Annotated in this window: 30 protein-coding genes; all 30 read right to left on the reverse strand. The window is 56.4% G+C overall.

Features of this window, described 5'->3' with window-relative positions:
* Positions 1-46: 46 nt before the first annotated feature.
* The gene (gene rpsK / locus GOX63_RS22920) at positions 47-436 is read right to left on the reverse strand and encodes a 30S ribosomal protein S11 (RefSeq protein WP_008757289.1); all 390 of its coding nucleotides are present in this window, start codon (positions 434-436) and stop codon (positions 47-49) included.
* Between the two features lie 15 nt (positions 437-451).
* Entirely contained in the window at positions 452-820 is a 369-nt protein-coding gene (rpsM, locus tag GOX63_RS22925; RefSeq protein WP_170328762.1) for a 30S ribosomal protein S13, read from the reverse strand.
* A 201-nt stretch (positions 821-1,021) separates the two neighbouring features.
* On the reverse strand, positions 1,022-1,666 hold the full coding sequence (locus tag GOX63_RS22930; protein WP_170328763.1) for an adenylate kinase: 645 nt from the start codon (positions 1,664-1,666) through the stop codon (positions 1,022-1,024).
* The gene (gene secY / locus GOX63_RS22935) at positions 1,663-3,027 is read right to left on the reverse strand and encodes a preprotein translocase subunit SecY (RefSeq protein WP_170328764.1); all 1,365 of its coding nucleotides are present in this window, start codon (positions 3,025-3,027) and stop codon (positions 1,663-1,665) included. Before secY ends, GOX63_RS22930 begins: the two co-directional genes overlap by 4 nt.
* 109 nt (positions 3,028-3,136) lie before the next feature.
* Complete coding sequence (gene rplO / locus GOX63_RS22940; protein ID WP_170328765.1) at positions 3,137-3,610, reverse strand: 50S ribosomal protein L15; 474 nt, start codon at positions 3,608-3,610, stop codon at positions 3,137-3,139.
* Positions 3,611-3,755: 145 nt separating this feature from the next.
* The gene (locus tag GOX63_RS22945; protein ID WP_254436079.1) at positions 3,756-4,616 is read right to left on the reverse strand and encodes a hypothetical protein; all 861 of its coding nucleotides are present in this window, start codon (positions 4,614-4,616) and stop codon (positions 3,756-3,758) included.
* Positions 4,617-4,794: 178 nt separating this feature from the next.
* On the reverse strand, positions 4,795-5,010 hold the full coding sequence (locus GOX63_RS22950; protein ID WP_170328766.1) for a DUF1127 domain-containing protein: 216 nt from the start codon (positions 5,008-5,010) through the stop codon (positions 4,795-4,797).
* Positions 5,011-5,882: 872 nt separating this feature from the next.
* Positions 5,883-6,071: a 50S ribosomal protein L30 gene (gene rpmD, locus GOX63_RS22955; protein ID WP_170328767.1), complete on the reverse strand. Its 189-nt coding sequence runs from the start codon at positions 6,069-6,071 to the stop codon at positions 5,883-5,885.
* A gap of 12 nt (positions 6,072-6,083) precedes the next feature.
* Positions 6,084-6,650, reverse strand: a complete 567-nt coding sequence (rpsE, locus tag GOX63_RS22960) for a 30S ribosomal protein S5 (RefSeq protein WP_170328768.1) — start codon at positions 6,648-6,650, stop codon at positions 6,084-6,086.
* Between the two features lie 115 nt (positions 6,651-6,765).
* A complete protein-coding gene (rplR, locus tag GOX63_RS22965; protein WP_170328769.1) occupies positions 6,766-7,125 on the reverse strand; it encodes a 50S ribosomal protein L18 in 360 nt (119 codons plus the stop codon).
* A gap of 11 nt (positions 7,126-7,136) precedes the next feature.
* Positions 7,137-7,670, reverse strand: coding sequence for a 50S ribosomal protein L6 (rplF, locus tag GOX63_RS22970; RefSeq protein WP_170328770.1), 534 nt, complete (start codon positions 7,668-7,670; stop codon positions 7,137-7,139).
* A gap of 11 nt (positions 7,671-7,681) precedes the next feature.
* Positions 7,682-8,074, reverse strand: a complete 393-nt coding sequence (gene rpsH, locus GOX63_RS22975; protein WP_068340741.1) for a 30S ribosomal protein S8 — start codon at positions 8,072-8,074, stop codon at positions 7,682-7,684.
* A 13-nt stretch (positions 8,075-8,087) separates the two neighbouring features.
* A complete protein-coding gene (gene rpsN, locus GOX63_RS22980; RefSeq protein WP_068340744.1) occupies positions 8,088-8,393 on the reverse strand; it encodes a 30S ribosomal protein S14 in 306 nt (101 codons plus the stop codon).
* A gap of 19 nt (positions 8,394-8,412) precedes the next feature.
* Entirely contained in the window at positions 8,413-8,973 is a 561-nt protein-coding gene (gene rplE, locus GOX63_RS22985; RefSeq protein WP_170328771.1) for a 50S ribosomal protein L5, read from the reverse strand.
* Positions 8,966-9,277: a 50S ribosomal protein L24 gene (gene rplX / locus GOX63_RS22990; RefSeq protein WP_170328772.1), complete on the reverse strand. Its 312-nt coding sequence runs from the start codon at positions 9,275-9,277 to the stop codon at positions 8,966-8,968. Before rplX ends, rplE begins: the two co-directional genes overlap by 8 nt.
* A gap of 2 nt (positions 9,278-9,279) precedes the next feature.
* The gene (rplN, locus tag GOX63_RS22995) at positions 9,280-9,648 is read right to left on the reverse strand and encodes a 50S ribosomal protein L14 (protein WP_008757934.1); all 369 of its coding nucleotides are present in this window, start codon (positions 9,646-9,648) and stop codon (positions 9,280-9,282) included.
* Between the two features lie 76 nt (positions 9,649-9,724).
* On the reverse strand, positions 9,725-9,955 hold the full coding sequence (gene rpsQ, locus GOX63_RS23000) for a 30S ribosomal protein S17 (RefSeq protein WP_170328773.1): 231 nt from the start codon (positions 9,953-9,955) through the stop codon (positions 9,725-9,727).
* Positions 9,956-9,959: 4 nt separating this feature from the next.
* A complete protein-coding gene (gene rpmC / locus GOX63_RS23005) occupies positions 9,960-10,166 on the reverse strand; it encodes a 50S ribosomal protein L29 (protein ID WP_010437082.1) in 207 nt (68 codons plus the stop codon).
* A gap of 717 nt (positions 10,167-10,883) precedes the next feature.
* Positions 10,884-11,504, reverse strand: a complete 621-nt coding sequence (locus tag GOX63_RS23010; RefSeq protein WP_170328774.1) for a 2OG-Fe(II) oxygenase family protein — start codon at positions 11,502-11,504, stop codon at positions 10,884-10,886.
* A gap of 77 nt (positions 11,505-11,581) precedes the next feature.
* Positions 11,582-11,983 (reverse strand): YybH family protein, encoded by a 402-nt coding sequence (locus GOX63_RS23015; protein WP_170328775.1) that lies wholly within the window; start codon positions 11,981-11,983, stop codon positions 11,582-11,584.
* Positions 11,984-12,108: 125 nt separating this feature from the next.
* The gene (gene rplP, locus GOX63_RS23020) at positions 12,109-12,522 is read right to left on the reverse strand and encodes a 50S ribosomal protein L16 (RefSeq protein WP_058283513.1); all 414 of its coding nucleotides are present in this window, start codon (positions 12,520-12,522) and stop codon (positions 12,109-12,111) included.
* A gap of 12 nt (positions 12,523-12,534) precedes the next feature.
* Positions 12,535-13,245, reverse strand: a complete 711-nt coding sequence (gene rpsC / locus GOX63_RS23025) for a 30S ribosomal protein S3 (RefSeq protein WP_008758042.1) — start codon at positions 13,243-13,245, stop codon at positions 12,535-12,537.
* Positions 13,245-13,625, reverse strand: coding sequence for a 50S ribosomal protein L22 (rplV, locus tag GOX63_RS23030; RefSeq protein WP_039538267.1), 381 nt, complete (start codon positions 13,623-13,625; stop codon positions 13,245-13,247). Before rplV ends, rpsC begins: the two co-directional genes overlap by 1 nt.
* A gap of 3 nt (positions 13,626-13,628) precedes the next feature.
* The gene (gene rpsS, locus GOX63_RS23035; RefSeq protein WP_005980699.1) at positions 13,629-13,907 is read right to left on the reverse strand and encodes a 30S ribosomal protein S19; all 279 of its coding nucleotides are present in this window, start codon (positions 13,905-13,907) and stop codon (positions 13,629-13,631) included.
* 3 nt (positions 13,908-13,910) lie between these two features.
* Positions 13,911-14,753, reverse strand: a complete 843-nt coding sequence (gene rplB, locus GOX63_RS23040) for a 50S ribosomal protein L2 (RefSeq protein WP_008757664.1) — start codon at positions 14,751-14,753, stop codon at positions 13,911-13,913.
* A 250-nt stretch (positions 14,754-15,003) separates the two neighbouring features.
* Positions 15,004-15,933, reverse strand: coding sequence for a hypothetical protein (locus GOX63_RS23045; protein ID WP_170547316.1), 930 nt, complete (start codon positions 15,931-15,933; stop codon positions 15,004-15,006).
* A 140-nt stretch (positions 15,934-16,073) separates the two neighbouring features.
* Positions 16,074-16,370: a 50S ribosomal protein L23 gene (locus tag GOX63_RS23050; RefSeq protein WP_008757532.1), complete on the reverse strand. Its 297-nt coding sequence runs from the start codon at positions 16,368-16,370 to the stop codon at positions 16,074-16,076.
* Positions 16,367-16,984, reverse strand: a complete 618-nt coding sequence (rplD, locus tag GOX63_RS23055; RefSeq protein WP_155148664.1) for a 50S ribosomal protein L4 — start codon at positions 16,982-16,984, stop codon at positions 16,367-16,369. Before rplD ends, GOX63_RS23050 begins: the two co-directional genes overlap by 4 nt.
* The gene (gene rplC, locus GOX63_RS23060) at positions 16,981-17,706 is read right to left on the reverse strand and encodes a 50S ribosomal protein L3 (protein WP_170328778.1); all 726 of its coding nucleotides are present in this window, start codon (positions 17,704-17,706) and stop codon (positions 16,981-16,983) included. The genes rplD and rplC overlap by 4 nt, the downstream gene beginning before the upstream one ends.
* Positions 17,707-17,724: 18 nt before the next feature.
* A complete protein-coding gene (rpsJ, locus tag GOX63_RS23065; protein ID WP_008756422.1) occupies positions 17,725-18,039 on the reverse strand; it encodes a 30S ribosomal protein S10 in 315 nt (104 codons plus the stop codon).
* Positions 18,040-19,090: the final 1,051 nt, after the last annotated feature.

The raw sequence follows: 19,090 nt of genomic DNA on the forward strand, positions 1-19,090 counted from the left end.
TGCTGGGGCCGTGCGAAAACACAGCCCCAGCTCAATTCAAAATCGCTTAGACGCGGCGACGCTTCGGCGGGCGGCAGCCGTTGTGAGCGATCGGAGTCACGTCGCGGATCGACGTGATGTTGAAGCCCACTGCAGCCAGCGCGCGCAGAGCCGATTCACGACCCGAACCGGGGCCCTGAACTTCGACTTCCAGCGTCTTGACGCCATGTTCCTGCGCCTTCTTGCCTGCGTCTTCTGCAGCCATCTGAGCGGCGTAGGGTGTCGATTTCCGCGACCCTTTGAAGCCCATGGTACCGGCAGACGACCACGAGATGGCGTTGCCCTGTACGTCCGAGATCAGGATCTTGGTGTTGTTGAAGGTCGAGTTCACATGGGCGACGCCCGATGCGATGTTCTTACGCTCTTTGCGCTTAACGCGAGTCTTATCACGTGCCATCAGTCAGACCCTCCCTTATTTCTTCTTACCAGCGATGGCCTTTGCGGGGCCTTTGCGGGTACGAGCGTTGGTATGGGTGCGCTGACCGCGAACCGGCAGGTTGCGGCGATGACGCAGACCGCGATAGCAGCCCAGGTCCATCAGGCGCTTGACGTTCATCTGAACTTCACGACGCAGGTCACCTTCAACGGTGTAGTTGGCGTCGATATGTTCACGGATGGCCAGAACTTCGGCGTCGGACAGTTCGTTGACGCGACGGGTCGCTTCAATGCCCACGGCTTCGCAGATCGCTTTGGCCGAGGTGTTGCCGATACCGGTGATATATGTGAGGGCGATAGGTACCCGCTTTGCAGTCGGGATGTTTACGCCGGCAATACGTGCCACGTGTCACTTTCCTTTTCGTTGCGGTTCCGTAACTCCAGAACCTTTTTTCACAACGCCTAACCGTGGCAGTGTCGCCAGAGGGTTCAGCATTATTCGAGGTGGTCGGGGCAGTTGGAACGAATCCCGCCTGCGGTCTTGATTCCCCAAGGGGATGGGGGTCGATATGGGGTTTTGGTGGGGCCGTCAAGCCCCAACCTAAAGTCAGCCCAGAATCGCCTCGATCGAGGCGGTGACTTCCTTGATCTCGGCCAGGCCATTGACCGGGCGCAGATCGCCTTTGGCATAGTAATACCCAATCAGCGGCGAGGTCTTTTTGTAGTATTCCATCAGGCGTGTGCGCAGGCTGTCTTCGTTGTCATCCGCGCGACGCTGGAAGTCATTTTCCTTGCCGCAGTTGGTGCATTTGCCATCGGCCGGGATCGGCTTGGTAATGTCGTTATAGACCTCACCGCAGCCGCCGCAGGTCGAACGTGCCGTGATCCGCTGAACCAGCGCTTCGTCATCCACACGCATTTCGATCACGGTGTGCAGCGACTGGCCCAGCTTGGCCAACAACGCGGCCAGCGCATCAGCTTGTGCCAGCGTCCGCGGGAAGCCGTCAAAGATGAAGCCAGCACCGGTTTCCGTGGTCAGCTTCTCTTCGATCAGGCCGATCACGATCTCATCGGTGACCAGCTTGCCCGCGTCCATGATCGCAGCAACCTTCTGGCCCATCTCGGTGCCCGAGGTCTTGGCCTCGCGAAGCATGTCGCCAGTGCTCAACTGAACCATGCCCCGAGTTTCGACCAGGTGACGCGCCTGCGTCCCTTTACCGGCCCCCGGGGGCCCAAGAAGAATGATGTTCATCGACGAGCGGGTCCCTTCCTGCTGCGTTTCTTACCTTTGCCGCGCAGTTGGGACTTTTCGATCAGCCCTTCGTATTGATGCGCCAGCAGGTGGCTCTGAACCTGTTGGATCGTGTCCATGGTCACAGAGACGATAATCAGAACCGAGGTGCCGCCGAAATAGAACGGGATGGCGAACTGGTTCCGCAGAATTTCAGGCAACAGACAAACCGCCGCCAGATAGGCCGAACCCAGAACCAGCACGCGGTTGACCACGTATTCCAGATATTCAGCGGTTTTCTTGCCCGGACGGATACCCGGCACAAAACCGTTTTGCTTTTTCAGGTTGTCCGCAACATCGTCCGGCTTGAACGACACGTTGAACGTGTAGAAATAGGCAAAGAACACGATCATGGCCGCGAAGAACAGCAGATACAGCGGCTGTCCGGGACCAAAGTTGGCCAGCAGCCACGACATGATCGGTCCGCTGGTCGCGCCCGACGAGAAAGTCGAGATCGTCACCGGCAGCAGCAACAGCGAGCTGGCAAAGATCGCCGGGATAACGCCCGCCGGGTTCACTTTGACCGGCAGGTGGCTGGAGCCGCCCTCATAGATCTTCATACCGGCCTGACGGCGGGGATACTGGATGTGGATCTTGCGCAGCGCCCGTTCCATGAACACCACAAAGGTAATCACGGCAATAACCATCACGATCACACCAACGATCACGGCGGGGCTGATCGCACCCGAACGGCCCGAGGCAAAAAACTGCGCCAGAGCGGCCGGAACCTCGGCGATGATGCCGACGAAGATGATCAGAGAGATACCGTTACCGATGCCGCGTGCGGTGATCTGTTCACCCAGCCACATCAGGAACATGGTGCCGCCAACCAGAGTGATCATGGTCGAGAAGCGGAAGAACATGCCCGGATCGGTCGCCAGATCGCCCGACTCCAGCGAAACGGCCAGACCATAGGCCTGAACAGTGGCCAGCGCCACGGTGCCGAAACGGGTGTATTGGTTGATCTTCTTGCGGCCCTGCTCGCCCTCTTTCTTGAGCTGTTCGAGCGCGGGAACCATCGATGTCAGCAGCTGTACGATGATCGAGGCCGAGATATAGGGCATGATGCCGAGGGCAAAGATACCCATCCGCCCAAGCGCCCCGCCGGTGAACATCGAAACCATGCCGCCGATGCCCTGCCCCGCCTGCTCCATGAACTCGCGCAGAGCCTGACCGTCGATCCCCGGCACCGGAATAAAGGTGCCCAGACGATAAACGATCAACAAACCCAGCGTGAACAGGATGCGGTTGCGCAGATCGGTGGCTTTGCCAAGGGCAGCCCAGCTTGTGTTGGCCGCCATTTGTTCTGCTGCTGATACCATAAATCGGTCTCTCTTATGAAAACGCCGCCCGGAACCGTTTTCCGGCTCGGACGGCGTCTTGGAAAACTCTGAGGTCTATGTAAGCGGGTCTGCGCCCGCTCACAAGCGCTTACTCTGCCGCAGCGGCTTTTGTGACCGTCAGTGAACCGCCCGCTTTTTCAACTGCCTCAACAGCAGCTTTCGAAGCACCGGTTACTTCCAGGTTCACTTTGGCGCTGATTTCGCCTTTGGCCAGAACGCGGATACCGTCCAGCTTGCGACGGACCAGACCGGATGCAACCAGTGCGTCCTCGGTGATCGCAGCTTTGGCGTCCAGCTTGCCGGCGTCGACGAATTTCTGGATCAGGCCCAGGTTGATGACGGCGAATTCCTTGCGGTTCGGCTTGTTGAAGCCACGCTTGGGCAGGCGCTGGTACAGCGGCATCTGGCCACCTTCGTAGCCATTGATGGCCACACCCGAACGGGATTTCTGGCCTTTGATACCACGGCCACCCATTTTACCTTTGCCGGAACCGGGACCACGGCCAACGCGGGTGCGTTTCGGGCTGGCGCCGGGATTGTCGCGCAATTCGTTCAGTTTCATTTCGCTTCTCCTAAGCCGGATGTGACCCCCGAAGCGTGATGGGCCAAACACGGCATTTCTTGGTTTTGATTCTCATGGGCAGAAACCCACCGGAGGCGTATAGGCCCGTTGCCCACGCTTGGCAAGCCCGTGGATCGGTGCAAGATCAGCCGTCGACCTGCGGAGCCTCGGCCTCATCCTCATCATGTTTGATAATGGGCGCTGCAAGCGGATCGATGCCGTGTTTCTCAACGAGCCTGCCGACCAAACTGTCAGGATCGGGCTTGCCGTCATACTTGTTCCGCATGATCGCCCGCATCCGCCGACCATACAGGTGTATGGAAACCGTATCGTCCTTGAAGAAATGGTCGATTTTGGCCCCCGGCCGGGCCAGCGCCCGCCGACGGGTGTAGTTGAGCGGGTAGAACACATGCTCGGGCAGTGCGTATTTTATCTCACCCGTTTGCCTCAAAGCCCAGGTGAATGCACTCGGCCCCCAGACACCCCAAAGGGTTTCAGGCACGTTCACCGGCTCTCCGTTCTGCTGCGCCTCTTCCAGCGGTCTGCGATGACGAGGGGGCAGCCAGGGCGGGATGAGGTACGGATCGTTGGTGAATTCGATCAATTTCGCCAGCGTTTCGCTGTCCTGCGGCAGGGCGAGAACGCCGATGGCCACATCGCCCTCAAGATATCCGTAATAGTGACCGTTTTCGGTTGTGAACGGCTTGAGGCAATAGGCATCCGTATCTGCCCAGATCAAGTCAGGCTCCTGCGCCAGCATCCGATACCGGAACTTGTCCGAATGCGGCGCGGGGCTTCCGGTTCTGCCATGTGTGATGAATTCGGAATCCGGCAGAACCTCGCGTGCATCGCGTTGTTCCACGCCCTCGGGGATACCGGTCACGGTCCCATAAGTGTAAAGACGTACATGTTGCCCGGCATCCAGATAGGACTTGATACACAGCTGCTCAAGAAAGCTCAGCGGTCCGTCGACCCACAGCATTCCGATCTGATATTCGCGCGCCATAAATATGTCTTTCCACACAATTCAACCGGCCTCAAACAGCCGCCTAATCCGCATTTGACGCATTAACGGCGCTGTCGCAATGCTTGGCTCCAAAAATCTCTTGGCTGTGGCGCGTTGGCCCCTGAAACCAAAAGAGGCGCCAAATGGCGCCTCTGTGTGAGTGGTGGTATTTCTGCAATTACGAGCAGTAGACGTGTTCCTGAGCAATATCCTTGATATCGCAGCGGCGCACGCCGATGTCGTTCAGTTCGCGATCGGTCAGCCCCTGCAGTTCCGAATAAGTGCGATTGTACTCGGCGCGCAGGGTGTATGCCTCTTTCACCTTTGCGGCGAATTCTGCGATGCGTGCGAACAGGTTGGTGCCGCCATGAGTGGTTGTTGCTGTGTAAGCCATATCTGAATTCCTTTCCTGATCGGGGCGAATTCCCCGATGTTGCTTTGTTTGTTCCTGTTTGGGACAAGGCTCAGATAGGCGTGGAAGATACCGCTAACAACCGAAGTTTCGGTCTAGCCGTTATGCGTTTGGGGAATGTCGGATCAGAAGCTGTTGAACTGCACCGAATGTCACGAAGGTCCACATTGCAGGCAAAACCGACATTCGCCGCGCCGCGGCTCTCGACCGTGGTCCAAACGTCAGCTCTGCGGACCTAACCAACTTTCGCTCGCACGGTTCCAAGCCAACTTCGCCCGCCCTAATGCGAGTTCCTCTGAAAGGCCCACTTAGCAAATAAATGGCCTCCTGGCGACGCCACTCACTTTCGTCCCCAGGAGGCAACCAGACAGGTCTGGCAAATGCGAGAGCAACAGAGGTAATACAAACTTGCCACGCATTCGCATACTTGAATTTTTCTTGCAGCAATTCAAGCTTTTTTACGCGCGTCAATTTTATTTGTCTCGCGTGCGTTATATTTGATTGCGCCTTCAAGCTTACAGGCCCGTCTCTGAAGACAAGGCCGTGTTGCTCAAATAGCTGGTTGCCAATTTGGACAATAGTTTCGCGAACTAGTGCTCATGCCAATCTTGCGGGCTACCCGTGCCTAACCACGCATTCCAGATAATCTGGGCAATCCTATGAACAGTCTGTAACCCGCGTTAACTATCAACCCGCACACTGACAGCGCTGGCATTAGGATCAATACTTTGGTTAGCCGCGTTTTAATGAACAAATGCTTCATTATCAAAATTGACGACCAAAAAGCTTCGCTAACACAAAGAAACGCCCCCGACGTAGTCGAGGGCGTTCCAATTTCTTCATTGAAATCGCGCTTAGCCGCGCTCTTCGACGATCTCTACCAGATGCGGGATCTTGTTGATCATGCCGCGAACCGAAGGGGTGTCTTCCAGCTCACGGGTACGGTGCATCTTGTTCAGGCCCAGGCCGATCAGGGTTGCGCGCTGTTCGGCGGGGCGGCGGATCGGGGAACCGATCTGCTTGACGACGATGGTTTTTGCCATGGGTCGCTCTCCTTACGCTTCGGCTTCAGCAGCCGGTGCTTCGTCCCGCTTGGGCAGGATGTCGGCAACTTTTTTACCACGACGTGCGGCAACCGAACGCGGGCTCTGCTCTTTCTGCAGGCCGTTGATGGTGGCGCGGATCATGTTGTACGGGTTCTGCGAGCCCAGCGACTTGGACACAACGTCCTTCACGCCCAGCATTTCGAACACGGCACGCATCGGGCCACCGGCGATGATACCAGTACCTTCAGGTGCGGTGCGCATAACCACTTTACCGGCGCCATGACGGCCTTCGATGTCGTGGTGCAGGGTACGACCTTCGCGCAGTTGCACGCGGATCATCTGACGCTTGGCTTGTTCGGTTGCCTTACGGATGGCTTCAGGTACTTCTTTCGCTTTACCTTTGCCAAAGCCGACGCGGCCTTTCTGATCGCCGACAACCACCAGAGCGGCGAAGCCAAAGCGCTTACCACCTTTTACGGTTTTCGACACGCGGTTGATTGCGACCAGACGATCTGCAAATTCCGGTGCTTCTTCACGGTCGCGGCCACGGCCCCGACGGTTTTCACGTTCTGCCATTTGGCATCCCTTTTCTCATGTGGCGCTTGTCGCGCCGTTTCTTCAATCCAAGTGAGCCCCGACTGTAGCCGAGGCCCCCGGATCATCGGGGCAGCCCGAAAGCTGCCCGCAGGTCTTAGATCTTCAGACCACCTTCACGCGCAGCGTCGGCAACTGCCTTCACTTTGCCGTGGAACAGGAAGCCACCACGATCGAAATAGGCCTCTTCGACGCCTGCCTTCTTGGCACGCTCGGCGATGGCCGCGCCCACTTTGGTGGCCGCTTCGATGTTGTTCTTGCCAACTACGCCCAGGTCTTTTTCCAGGGTCGAGGCTGCGGCCAGGGTCACGCCACGAACGTCGTCGATCAGCTGAACGCTGATGTTCTTGTTCGAACGGTGAACCGACAGGCGTACACGGCCCGCGTTGACTTTGCGAAGTTTGTTCCGAACGCGCAGGCGGCGCTTCAGAAACAGGGTTCTTTTGCTGTTTGCCATTGTTTGCGTCCTTACTTCTTCTTGCCTTCCTTGCGGAAGATGAACTCGCCCTTATAGCGGATACCCTTGCCTTTGTAAGGCTCGGGACGGCGCCATTCGCGGATTTTGGCCGCGACTTCGCCCACCTGCTGCTGGTCGATACCTTCCACAACGATCTCGGTCTGCTTCGGCGCGGTGATGGTGACACCTTCCGGAGCAGTGAAATCAACGTCATGGCTGTAGCCCAGGTTCAGCTTCAGGGTATTGCCCTGCATCTGAGCGCGGTAACCCACACCCTGGATTTCCAGCTCTTTCTTGAAGCCTTCGGTCACACCGGTCACCAGATTGGCAACCATGGTGCGGCTCATGCCCCACTGCTGACGCGCACGCTTGGACGTACCACGCGGATCAATTTTGACCACGTTGTCTTCGACCGACAGGGTAACATCGTCAGTTGCGGTGAAGCTGCGGGTGCCTTTCGGACCTTTGACTTCGATGGTCTGACCCGACACAGAGGCGGAAACGCCGCTGGGCAGCTCGACCGGTTTTTTACCAATACGAGACATTGCAGACCTCCTTAGAAGACGGTGCAGAGCACTTCGCCGCCAACATTGTTGGAGCGAGCGTTTGCGTCCGACATCACACCTTTCGGAGTGCTGACAATCGACACGCCCAGACCCTGACGGACCTGCGGGATGTCATTGACGCCCATGTAGACGCGACGACCGGGCTTGGAAACCCGCTTCAGTTCGCGAATGACAGGGGTGCCTTCGTAGTATTTCAGGCTGATTTCGATGGCCGGATGACCGTTTTCACCGGTCGTCTTTTCATAGCCACGGATGTAGCCTTCGTCCGCCAGCACGTCCAGAACCCAACCGCGCAGCTTGGAAGCCGGGGTGGAAACGGTGGACTTGCCGCGCATTTGCGCGTTGCGGATACGGGTGAGCATATCGCCGATAGGATCGTTCATATCAATGTCTCCCTTACCAGCTCGATTTCACCATGCCGGGGATCTGACCAGCAGAACCCAGCTCGCGCAGCGCGATACGGCTGACCTTCAGCTTACGGTAGTAAGCGTGGGGACGACCGGTCAGCTGACAACGGTTGTGCAGACGGGTAGCCGAGCTGTTGCGCGGCAGTTTCGCCAGTTTCAGACGCGCTTTGAAACGCTCTTCCATCGGGCGGCTCTCGTCATTCGCGATTTCTTTCAGCTCGGCACGCTTTGCGGCATATTTGGCCACCAGGCGTTCGCGCTTCTTCTCGCGTTCGATCATTGCTTTTTTAGCCATGTCTCAATCCTTCCGGCGCTTACGCGTTGAACGGCATGTTGAACGCTTTCAACAGTGCCTTTGCTTCAGCGTCGGTTTTCGCTGTGGTGGCAATTACGATGTCCATGCCCCAGACTTCATCGACTTTGTCGAAGTCGATTTCCGGGAACACGATGTGCTCTTTCATGCCCATGGCAAAGTTGCCCTGACCATCGAAAGACGGCTTAACACCGCGGAAGTCACGAACGCGCGGCATCGCGATGGTGATCAGACGATCCAGGAATTCGTACATCCGGTCACCGCGCAGGGTCACTTTCGCGCCCAGCGGCATGTCTTCACGGACGCGGAAACCCGCGATCGACTTCTTCGCCTTGGTTGCAACGGCCTGTTGACCAGCAATTGCAGTCAGATCTTCGACAGCAGCTTTCGCTTTCTTCGAGTCTTTGACCGCCTCAGCACCACAACCGATGTTCAGAACGATTTTTTCCAGCTTGGGCAGCTGCATGTCGTTCTTGTAGCCGAACTCTTCTTTCAGAGCGGCACGGATGGTTTCAACGTACTGAGCTTTCAGACGCGGGGTGTAGGTTGCGGAATCAAGCATCGATCACGTCCCCTGTGGTCTTGGCGAAACGAACCTTCTTGTCACCTTCCATGCGGAAGCCAACGCGGGTTGCTTTGCCGTTTTTGTCCAGCAGTGCCAGGTTCGACAGCTCAATGGGGTTTGCCTGAGGCAGGCGACCACCTTGCGAGTTTTGCGACTGACGGGTGTGGCGGATGGCGATGTTGATGCCATCGACAACAGCTTTACCGGCTTTCGGGTCAACCGAGGTGATAGTTCCCTCTTTGCCCTTGTCCTTGCCGGCCAGCACGACGACCTTGTCGCCTTTGCGGAGTTTAGCAGCCATGATTACAGCACCTCCGGAGCCAGCGAGATGATTTTCATGAAGTTCTTGCCGCGCAGTTCACGAACAACGGGGCCAAAGATCCGGGTACCTACGGGCTCGTTGTTGTTGTTCAGGATGACGGCGGCGTTGCGATCGAAGCGGATCGCGGTGCCGTCTTCGCGACGGACTTCCTTGGCGGTGCGTACGACGACGGCCTTGCGGACGTCACCTTTCTTTACGCGGCCGCGCGGGATGGCTTCCTTCACCGAGACGACAATGATGTCGCCGACGGAGGCGTATTTACGCTTGGAACCACCCAGGACCTTGATGCACTGAACTCGGCGTGCGCCGGAGTTGTCAGCGACATCCAGATTGGTCTGCATCTGGATCATGTGGTTTCTCCCGACCTGTGGGGGCTGGTCTGGTTAGATCCCCCAGGGTTTCGACAAATGGGAAAATCCCGGAAACTTACGCTTCCAGAACTTCCCAACGTTTCGTCTTCGATTTCGGCGCGCATTCGATGATGCGTACAGAGTCGCCGACCTTGAAGGCGTTCTTTTCGTCGTGAGCCCGGTATTTCTTGGACTTACGAACGGTTTTGTGCAGCAGCGGGTGCTTGAAACGGCGCTCGACCAGAACGGTTACGGTCTGTTCGTTTGCGTCGCTTGTTACGGTGCCGGACAGGATACGCTTGGGCATCTGATTACTCCTCGGATGCCGCAGCAGCGGCCTTTTCGTTCAGAATGGTTTTAACGCGGGCAGCGTTGCGGCGGGCCGCTTTGATGCCGGCAGTGTTTTCCAGCTGACCGGTTGCCTGTTGAAAGCGCAGGTTAAAGCTTTCTTTCTTCAGGTTGGCCAGTTCCTCGCGGAGCTGGTCCGGGGTCTTGTCACGCAGTTCTTGGGCGTTCATCGCCTTTTTCCTTTGCTCAAAACACCAGAAGGCCCCCTGACAGGGTCACCTTGGACCTGGTGGATGAATGATAGACATGCGAATCCCCCGACTCGGCCGGGGGACTTGCAGGATGCCGCCGTATAAGGGTTTAGGGGGTGGGTGGCAAGAGGAAGTTTGGAACACTGGTATGTGCTATTCGCCAAATAGGCGTAAAGGCGAAAATGCACACCCGATTTCCCCTAAGCTTGCGAACAATCCAACGCCACTGTACCCACACTCTTGATGCTTCTAATCAAAGGTAAGTTATGAAGAGTTTGTATTGGACCACTGCCCTGGCACTATTCGCCACGTCCACTCAAGCGCAGACGTATGCAGGGAAGGACGTGTGCTCGAGAGCCGTTGCAGAGGATCGCATGAACGGGATGTCCATCGACCAGTGCATTTGCGTGGCCGAGATTGCGAAGCAGAACATGTCTCCTGAACTATATGCCTTGTGGACCCAGGCGATGTACCTAGGTGAATCGCGAGAGCAAGAGATGAATTCTCTGAAGCAATCTCAACGAAAAACCCTTAACCAAATGAAAAAGACGGCTCGGCTATCCAAGAAGCAATGCGGAGCAAAGTGATAAGCCACCTAAAGTAAAAGGAAGTCCACGAGGTGTGAAACACTCGCGGGCTCTCTTACCTTTCTATCATTGGCGCGAAGCTTTCAGTTAGCTCGCCCGAGGCAATGCTTCACTCCCACTTGTAGTTGAAGCTTACCGAAATCCGTTCTTCCTCGGCCATGTTCATCGGCACCTCGTGGCGCAGCCAGCTTTCCCACAGCAGGACGTCGCCCACCTGCGGCTTCATATAGATGAACGGCTGCAAATCCCGCCGCCCGCCTTTCAGCCGCGTTGGTGCGGCCATCATGCGGCCTGAACGCGGATCTTCCAGCTTCAACGCACTCGCCCCTTCAGGCATCGCCACATAGGTCGTGCCCGAGATCACGCTGTGCGGATGCAGGTGGCTGGAGTGCATGCCGCCTTCGGGCAGGATGTTGATCCACAGGTCCTCGAGCTTCAGCTCGCCCTCACCCAGATCGAACTCAAGATCCTTGGCAAAGGCCGCAACATGCTGATCCAGCGCCTTGACCAGATCGGCAAAGATCGGGAACCGCCACGGCAGATCGGTCAGCGAGGCATAACTGGTGTAGCCGGGATAGCCGTTCTCTTCACACCATTCCTGCCCGGCCTCATCATCCTCGGCGATGACAAGGCAGGAACTTTCCAGCTCTTCCGCGTCGATCTTCGGATCGAACTCGGACAAAGCTGCGCGATAAAGACGGGTAACGAAGAGTGATTCAATCTGTGCCATAGGCGTCCCTTACCCCAATTGGCAGCAAGGTGCGATAGCCGAAACGGTTCGCGCCTTTGTCGACGCGATACCAGTATTCACAGATCTATATAGGGAAGCGGATCTGAGTGATGCGCAATCAGTTTCCAGACGCCATCCTCGTTACGATAAATGTTAGTGCCACGCATCCGAATACTTGAACCATCACCCTGCCCCGTTACCTCGGAGAAATGGTGCACGGTGGCGAGGCTATCCGCCACGAAGACATGCCTTTTGAGAACCTTGATCGAACCGCCCAGATGCGCCTGCCCCTGCGCAACCCAATCCTGATCCGTGACTTTCCATCCAACGTGAAACAAACTCGAGGACGGCCCCATGTATATGACGTCATCCGCGTGAGACCAAAGCGCCTCCATCGGCCCTATATCACCTTCGAACATCGCATTCAGTGCGGAGAAGAAGCCTTCGTCAATCGATTCAATCTCTGATTTGGAAACCATTTGGAAACTCCCTGTTTTGAAATCGCTCGCTGAAATGTGCGACAGGGTGAAGAGTAACGCATCTCGTCGGAAAACAAAAAACCCCGCCGGATGGGCGGGGTTTCCTAACTTTGTCAAAGACGGGCTTACCAGTCTTCGCGGACCACGACGCGGGTCTTGATCGGCAGCTTCATCGCAGCCAGGCGCAGGGCCTCGCGGGCGATGTCGTCATTGACGCCGTCGATCTCGAACATCACGCGACCAGGCTTGACTTTGCATGCCCAGCGGTCGACCGAACCTTTACCTTTACCCATACGAACTTCGATCGGCTTTGCAGTGACCGGAGTGTCGGGGAAGATGCGGATCCAGACACGACCCTGACGCTTCATGTGACGCGTCATGGCACGACGTGCAGCTTCGATCTGGCGTGCAGTTACACGCTCAGGCTCAAGAGCTTTCAGGCCGTAGGTGCCAAAGTTCAGATCAGAGCCGCCTTTGGCGAGCCCCTTGATCCGGCCTTTGTGCATCTTGCGGAATTTAGTACGCTTTGGTTGAAGCATATCTTTCCCTCCTTAGCGACGACCGCCACCAGCACCACGAGGTGCAGGGCCGTCCTGGAGTTCCTGTGCTTTACGGTCACGTGCCTGCGGATCGTGCTCCATGATCTCACCTTTGAAGATCCAGACCTTGATCCCGATGATCCCGTAGGGGGTCATCGCTTCGGCATGTGCGTAATCGATGTCGGCACGCAGGGTGTGCAGAGGCACGCGGCCTTCGCGGTACCACTCGGTCCGTGCGATTTCGGCGCCGCCCAGACGACCAGCGACGTTCACCCGGATACCCAGGGCGCCCATGCGCATGGCGTTCTGAACCGACCGCTTCATCGCGCGGCGGAACGAGACGCGGCGCTCCAGCTGCTGAGCGATGGACTCGGCAACCAGCTGCGCGTCAAGCTCGGGCTTGCGCACTTCGACGATGTTCAGGTGCAGTTCGCTGTCGGTCATACGAGCAAGCTTTTTGCGCAGAACTTCGATGTCTGCACCTTTCTTGCCGATGATGACACCGGGACGTGCAGTGTGGATCGTGACGCGGCACTTCTTGTGCGGACGTTCGATGATCACACGGGCAACACCGGCCTGCTTGCACTCTTTGTTGATGAACTCACGGATCTTGAGGTCTTCCAGCAGAAGATCACCGTAGTCCTTGGTGTCGGCGTACCAGCGGCTATCCCAGGTGCGGTTGACCTGCAGGCGCATGCCGATCGGATTTACTTTATGACCCATTAGGCTTGCTCCTCAACTTGACGCACCTTGATGGTGATCTCCGAGAACGGCTTCATGATCTTGCCGAAACGGCCACGGGCACGCGGACGACCGCGCTTCATGACCAGGTTCTTGCCAACCCATGCTTCGGCGACGATCAGCTCGTCAACGTCCAGGTTGTGGTTGTTTTCGGCATTCGCGATTGCGGACTGCAGGCACTTCTTGACGTCCTGCGCGACACGCTTGTTCGAGAAAGTCAGGTCGGTCAGAGCCTTCTCAACTTTCTTGCCGCGGATCATTTGCGCAACCAGGTTCAGTTTCTGCGGGCTGGTGCGAAGCATGCGGGTTTTCGCCATTGCTTCGTTTTCAGCCACGCGGCGGGGGTTCTTTTCCTTGCCCATGACTTACTTCCGCTTCGCTTTTTTGTCTGCGGCGTGGCCATAATAGGTACGGGTCGGCGAGTATTCACCGAACTTCTGACCGATCATGTCTTCCGAGACGTTTACGGGAATGTGCTTCTGGCCGTTGTACACACCAAAGGTCAGACCCACGAACTGGGGCAGAATGGTGGAACGACGCGACCAGATTTTGATGACTTCGTTGCGGCCCGACTCGCGCGCTGCTTCGGCTTTTTTCAGCACGTAAGCATCGACGAAAGGACCCTTCCAAACAGAGCGAGACATGGATTAACGTCCCTTCTTCTTGGCGTGCCGCGAGCGGATGATCAGCTTCTGGGACGCTTTGTTCTTGTTGCGGGTACGCTTACCCTTGGTGTCCTTACCCCACGGTGTAACCGGCGTACGGCCACCCGAGGTACGACCTTCACCACCACCGTGCGGGTGATCGATCGGGTTCATTGCAACACCACGAACCGACGGACGCACGCCTTTGTGGCGCATACGACCGGCTTTACCGAGGTTCTGGTTCGAGTTGTCGGGGTTGGACACGGCACCAACGGTGGCCATGCATTCCTGACGGACCATGCGCAGCTCGCCCGAGCTCAGACGGATCTGAGCGTAGCCGCCATCGCGACCAACGAACTGAGCGTAAGTACCGGCCGCACGTGCGATCTGACCACCTTTGCCAGGCTTCATCTCGATGTTGTGGACGATGGTACCAATGGGCATGCCCGAGAACGGCATTGCGTTGCCCGGCTTGATGTCGGCCTTGGCGGATGCCACGACTTTGTCACCAACAGCCAGACGCTGCGGAGCCAGGATATATGCCTGCTCGCCGTCTTCGTATTTTACCAGTGCGATGAATGCGGTCCGGTTCGGGTCGTATTCGATCCGCTCGACGGTTGCCGCGACATCAAATTTGTTCCGTTTGAAGTCAACGATCCGGTAGAGACGCTTTGCGCCACCGCCGCGGCGGCGTGAAGTGATCCGTCCGGTGTTGTTCCGGCCGCCCGATTTGGTCAAACCCTCAGTGAGAGACTTGACCGGACGTCCTTTCCAAAGCTCCGAACGGTCGATCAGCACCAGCCCGCGCTGGCCCGGCGTCGTCGGCTTGTACGACTTAAGTGCCATGCTTTCTGTCTTCCGTTTAGCAAGTGCAGGGGGTTTCCCTGCTATGTGATAGGCCCCCGTAGGTGCCAAGGGTATAGGGCCCCGAAGGTCCCCGGTTACAAATATCAGAGGCCCCGGAACGAATCCGAGGCCGCAAGATTGGGAGCATGTAACAGGGTTGGGGGTGGGTGTCTATAGCTTATGGCTCAAGATTTTCGACCGGTGCAAACTACAGTTGAAGTTAAACACGATCAACATTCCCTTGGCGGAGCTAAAACAACGGGTTGATTTCATGGAAGTCAAAGAATGACCCGTAGGCGGGCGACACGCTCGCATCAAGGCCAAGCTCTTTGAGTAGAGCCATTTGTATGTCACGCTTCCACGGCGGGCAACGACCGTCAATCCAGACCTCCTCAATGATCTTAGGATCAACTGGCACAAAGATGTTTTCACCGACATCTTCCCTCCGTAAAGGGCGGATGTGCGTGTCAAACAACTCAAAGAACTTATCCTCTTTGCACTCTTCGTAAGACCTGTCATTTCGTGTCACCCCACACAACACAAATCGATGTTCTTCTTCGTGTTGATAAGCCCGGTCCTTTAAGAACGGGAGCCTGAGAAGATCCAAGGCGCGCTCTTTGGAAAACTCTTGATAGACCTCTGTCGCAGCATCTTGATCGCCAAGGTTCGCATCGAAATCCCTACTGAACTTCTGGTAACGAAGCCGAATACGTCCTAGCTCGTCGGAAAACTGCACATAGTCACAGCTTGACGACTTCAGAGGGTAAAACAGCGCTCGACCGTCGCTAGCTTCTGCGCCATGTGCCAACGCAAAGGAACGCTCGTGACAATAGTCCCCTAAAATTGCTTCAAGGGCGCTCTTTCTCACTCCAATTTGGATTGCGTCAGAATTGCGTGAGTAGAGCTCCCAAATCGCTATATTATCCCGGCTCTTCGTCCATGAAGAAATAAAGTACTGCTCCTTCAAGCGACTGTGGTAAGATCGGAGGTCTTCAAACGCCTTGCGATTTAAGTGATGGAATGACGGCTCTTCTAGCACGCCTAGGAACACTCCTATTAGCTCGTTCGTGTCCGAAAATCTCGAAGCGTTAGAAATCCGCAGGTTTTTCTTCGCTCCAAGGTCAACGACCTCAAAGAAGTCCATGACTCTATACAAAATTGGGTCTTCAACTTTGCTCATTTTCAGCACCTAATAATTTGGTTGGGCGGAAGTCATTAACCTTCCGAAGTAATAAATAGAGATTTCACTGCAGCAGGCACCACGTAAAAAAAACCCCCGCTTTCGCGGGGGCCTTTATCTCTCTCCAAAGACGGGTTCGATCAGAGACCGGTGGACACGTCGATGGTGTTACCCTCTTCCAGGGTCACATATGCTTTTTTGACGTCTTTCCGACGGCCCAGCTGGCCGCGGAACCGCTTGACCTTGCCTTTGGTCACGGTGGTGTTCACCGCTTTGACCTTCACACCAAACAGCGCCTCAACGGCCTCTTTGATCTGCGGCTTGTTGCTGTCGATCGCCACTTCAAAGACAACCGCGCCGTTTTCGGACGCCATGGTCGACTTTTCAGTGATGATCGGCTTGCGGATCACGTCGTAGTGTTCTGCCTTCGCGCTCATTTCAGACGAGCCTCCAGTGCTTCGACAGCCGCTTTGGTGAGCACCAGGGTGTCACGCTTGAGGATGTCATAAACGTTTGCACCCATCGACGGCAGGATATCCAGACCTTCGATGTTGCGCGACGCCTTCAGGAAACCTTCGTTCACGGTCGCGCCGTCGATGACCAGAGCGCGTTTCCAGCCCAGGTTTGCAACCTGTTTGGCCAGAGCGGCGGTCTTGCCTTCGGCTTCGGCGTTCTCGATCACAACCAGTTCACCTGCCTTGGCTTTGGCCGACAGAGCGTGGCGCAGGCCAAGCTTGCGGAACTTCTTCGGCAGGTCGTGGCCGTGCGAACGAGGGGTCGGGCCCTTGTAGATACCACCCTTGCGGAAGATCGGCGCGTTACGGTCACCATGGCGTGCGCCACCGGTGCCCTTCTGGCGATAGATCTTCTTGGTCGAGTAGCTGGTTTCCGAGCGGGTCTTCACCTTGTGGGTGCCGGCCTGCGCGTTGTTGCGCTGCCAACGGACCACACGGTGCAGGATGTCCGCACGCGGCTCGAGACCGAACAGATCGGCGTTCAGCTCGATGTCGCCGGCTTTGCCGCCGTCCAGTTTGATTACATCAAGTTTCATGCTTCACCACCTTCCGCGGGAGCTTCTTCCGCAGGTGCTTCGGTTGCAGCCGATTTCACAGCAGCCGGGAAAGGCAGGCCTTCCGGTGCTTTCTTCTTCACGGCGTCCTTGACGGTGACCCAGCCCGATTTCGGTCCGGGAACGGCGCCTTTGATGAAGACCAGATTCCGGTCGGCGTCGGTTTTGACGACTTCCAGGTTCTGGGTGGTGACACGGGCAGCACCCATGTGACCGGCCATCTTCTTGCCTTTGAAAACCTTGCCCGGATCCTGACACTGACCGGTCGAACCGTGCGAACGGTGGCTGATCGAAACACCGTGCGAAGCGCGCAGACCACCAAAGTTGTGGCGCTTCATTGCACCGGCAAAGCCTTTACCGATCGAGGTACCCGAAACGTCAACTTTCTGACCTTCCAGGAAGTGTTCTGCCGAAATCTCGGCGCCCACATCAATCAGGCCATCTTCGGAGACGCGGAACTCGGCCAGCTTACGCTTGGGCTCGACCTTGGCAGCGGCGTAGTGACCGCGCATGGCTTTCGAGGTGCGTTTTGCCTTGGCAGCACCGGCGCCCAGCTGAACGGCGGTGTAGCCGTCTTTATCAGCGGTACGCTGTGCAACAACCTGCAGGTTGTCCAGGTGAAGAACGGTCACAGGGATCTGCTTGCCGTCTTCCATGAACAGGCGGGTCATGCCGACTTTTTTTGCGATAATACCAGAGCGCATAATCTATACCCTCCGATCTTACGACTGCAGCTTGATCTCGACGTCCACACCAGCAGCGAGGTCGAGCTTCATCAGCGCGTCAACGGTCTGGGGGGTCGGATCAACGATGTCGAGCAGACGCTTGTGCGTACGGATCTCGAACTGGTCGCGGGATTTCTTGTCAACGTGAGGGCCACGGAGAACCGTGAACTTCTCAATCTTGTTCGGCAGCGGGATCGGGCCGCGCACGTTCGCGCCGGTCCGCTTGGCAGTGTTGACGATCTCTTGCGTGCTGGCATCCAGAACGCGATAGTCAAATGCCTTCAGCCGAATACGGATGTTTTGGCTTTGCATATTAACAGCCTTTTATCAGGCGTTGAGGTTGAGAGGAGGACAGACGCGCATCGCCAACCCTCTTCGAACCCAAAAGGCGGGAATCACCCCGCCTTGACGTTCTTATTGAGAACTCGCGCGTATTAGTGGTGTTGGTGGGGTTTGGCAAGGGGGAAATGGAGTGCCGGGCCAGAGTTGCCGCTTGGCTGATCCACGCAAATTACACCTGTGTCAATAAAACGGAAGCGTCCTAAGAGGATAACCCTTCAACGCAGCGCGCTGTGTCACGTTCCACCAAGTACTCATGCACCGACTGCTTTGCGTCTTTTTCCATCTGGTCCGTTATATCCAAGCACAAGGCTATACTGACAGTCAGTTCCGCGATCTCGTCGAAGAACTCGGTAATTTGATCCATAGGTGGTGGATTATAGATTCGAGTCATAACCATTACTAGCGGGTCGAGTGGATAGCGAGCACGTAGAACACAAAACTCGTAGGTCTCCGAATCCCTCTCCGCATTGCAGCCTAACGAGTACTGTCTTTGTGCAGAATCCGGCGTCAGGTTCAAAAGCCTGAAACCGCCGCCGCCCTTGCCCGTATTAACTCTGTACCCAGGTAGCCTCAAGTGCGCGGGCACTGACTCCGAATTAGTATACCATCCACCGGGGCCCGTCGGTGACCACAGGGATTCAGATCCCCTATTTAATTCCTTTATGTGGATCACAGTGCTGTCCAGAATTGGTATTTCCATCAGCCTTTCGTTCAACCAATCGAGCCTGTTGATCGGAAGAAAATTGGTGTCAGTGTCCCTCCCCCAATAGTCTTCACCGGCATAGAAAGTGCGGGTATTCAACTGCACTAGAAAATCTTCTTCTGCATGCAACGTGGAGGCACGTGTTAGCACCAAACTGAGGGCAAAGAGAATTCTCAAAAACACCTACAGAACTCTGCTTAAAATTGTTTCGAACACAATCAGCAATTTAAAGACGAAGCGCAAGCACGATTGCAGCGCATAGGAAAAGGGCGCCCCGAGGGACGCCCTTTCCGTTCGATCATTCGCTAGAGCGAATTA

Origin of the sequence: Ruegeria arenilitoris, assembly GCF_013031355.1 — a bacterium.
Classification (GTDB): domain Bacteria; phylum Pseudomonadota; class Alphaproteobacteria; order Rhodobacterales; family Rhodobacteraceae; genus Ruegeria; species Ruegeria arenilitoris_C.

Excerpts from the sequence above, each read along its gene's own strand:
- GOX63_RS23010 (WP_170328774.1), bottom strand. The coding sequence starts at position 11,504 with ATGGCACAGATTGAATCACTCTTCGTTACCCGTCTTTATCGCGCAGCT.
- rplR (WP_170328769.1), bottom strand. The coding sequence starts at position 7,125 with ATGGCAAACAGCAAAAGAACCCTGTTTCTGAAGCGCCGCCTGCGCGTT.
- rpsN (WP_068340744.1), bottom strand. The coding sequence starts at position 8,393 with ATGGCTAAAAAAGCAATGATCGAACGCGAGAAGAAGCGCGAACGCCTG.
- rpmC (WP_010437082.1), bottom strand. The coding sequence starts at position 10,166 with ATGAACGCCCAAGAACTGCGTGACAAGACCCCGGACCAGCTCCGCGAG.
- rpsC (WP_008758042.1), bottom strand. The coding sequence starts at position 13,245 with ATGGGTCATAAAGTAAATCCGATCGGCATGCGCCTGCAGGTCAACCGC.
- rplC (WP_170328778.1), bottom strand. The coding sequence starts at position 17,706 with ATGCGCTCTGGTATTATCGCAAAAAAAGTCGGCATGACCCGCCTGTTC.
- rplO (WP_170328765.1), bottom strand. The coding sequence starts at position 3,610 with ATGAAACTGAACGAATTGCGCGACAATCCCGGCGCCAGCCCGAAACGC.
- rpsK (WP_008757289.1), bottom strand. The coding sequence starts at position 436 with ATGGCACGTGATAAGACTCGCGTTAAGCGCAAAGAGCGTAAGAACATC.
- rpsQ (WP_170328773.1), bottom strand. The coding sequence starts at position 9,955 with ATGCCCAAGCGTATCCTGTCCGGCACCGTAACAAGCGACGCAAACGAA.
- rpsH (WP_068340741.1), bottom strand. The coding sequence starts at position 8,074 with ATGAACGATCCTATCGGCGATATGCTCACCCGTATCCGCAACGCGCAA.
- rpsJ (WP_008756422.1), bottom strand. The coding sequence starts at position 18,039 with ATGCAAAGCCAAAACATCCGTATTCGGCTGAAGGCATTTGACTATCGC.
- rpsS (WP_005980699.1), bottom strand. The coding sequence starts at position 13,907 with ATGTCTCGCTCTGTTTGGAAGGGTCCTTTCGTCGATGCTTACGTGCTG.
- GOX63_RS23050 (WP_008757532.1), bottom strand. The coding sequence starts at position 16,370 with ATGAGCGCGAAGGCAGAACACTACGACGTGATCCGCAAGCCGATCATC.
- rplN (WP_008757934.1), bottom strand. The coding sequence starts at position 9,648 with ATGATCCAGATGCAGACCAATCTGGATGTCGCTGACAACTCCGGCGCA.
- rpmD (WP_170328767.1), bottom strand. The coding sequence starts at position 6,071 with ATGGCAAAAACCATCGTCGTCAAGCAGATCGGTTCCCCGATCCGCCGC.
- rplX (WP_170328772.1), bottom strand. The coding sequence starts at position 9,277 with ATGGCTGCTAAACTCCGCAAAGGCGACAAGGTCGTCGTGCTGGCCGGC.
- rplF (WP_170328770.1), bottom strand. The coding sequence starts at position 7,670 with ATGTCTCGTATTGGTAAAAAACCGGTCGAGCTGCCCAGCGGCGTTTCC.
- rplB (WP_008757664.1), bottom strand. The coding sequence starts at position 14,753 with ATGGCACTTAAGTCGTACAAGCCGACGACGCCGGGCCAGCGCGGGCTG.
- GOX63_RS23015 (WP_170328775.1), bottom strand. The coding sequence starts at position 11,983 with ATGGTTTCCAAATCAGAGATTGAATCGATTGACGAAGGCTTCTTCTCC.
- rplE (WP_170328771.1), bottom strand. The coding sequence starts at position 8,973 with ATGCTTGATTCCGCAACCTACACCCCGCGTCTGAAAGCTCAGTACGTT.
- GOX63_RS22950 (WP_170328766.1), bottom strand. The coding sequence starts at position 5,010 with ATGGCTTACACAGCAACAACCACTCATGGCGGCACCAACCTGTTCGCA.
- rplP (WP_058283513.1), bottom strand. The coding sequence starts at position 12,522 with ATGCTTCAACCAAAGCGTACTAAATTCCGCAAGATGCACAAAGGCCGG.
- secY (WP_170328764.1), bottom strand. The coding sequence starts at position 3,027 with ATGGTATCAGCAGCAGAACAAATGGCGGCCAACACAAGCTGGGCTGCC.
- rpsE (WP_170328768.1), bottom strand. The coding sequence starts at position 6,650 with ATGGCAGAACGTGAAAACCGTCGGGGCCGTGGCCGCGACCGTGAAGAA.
- rplV (WP_039538267.1), bottom strand. The coding sequence starts at position 13,625 with ATGGGCAAGGAAAAGAACCCCCGCCGCGTGGCTGAAAACGAAGCAATG.
- rplD (WP_155148664.1), bottom strand. The coding sequence starts at position 16,984 with ATGAAACTTGATGTAATCAAACTGGACGGCGGCAAAGCCGGCGACATC.
- GOX63_RS22930 (WP_170328763.1), bottom strand. The coding sequence starts at position 1,666 with ATGAACATCATTCTTCTTGGGCCCCCGGGGGCCGGTAAAGGGACGCAG.
- GOX63_RS22945 (WP_254436079.1), bottom strand. The coding sequence starts at position 4,616 with ATGGCGCGCGAATATCAGATCGGAATGCTGTGGGTCGACGGACCGCTG.
- GOX63_RS23045 (WP_170547316.1), bottom strand. The coding sequence starts at position 15,933 with ATGAGCAAAGTTGAAGACCCAATTTTGTATAGAGTCATGGACTTCTTT.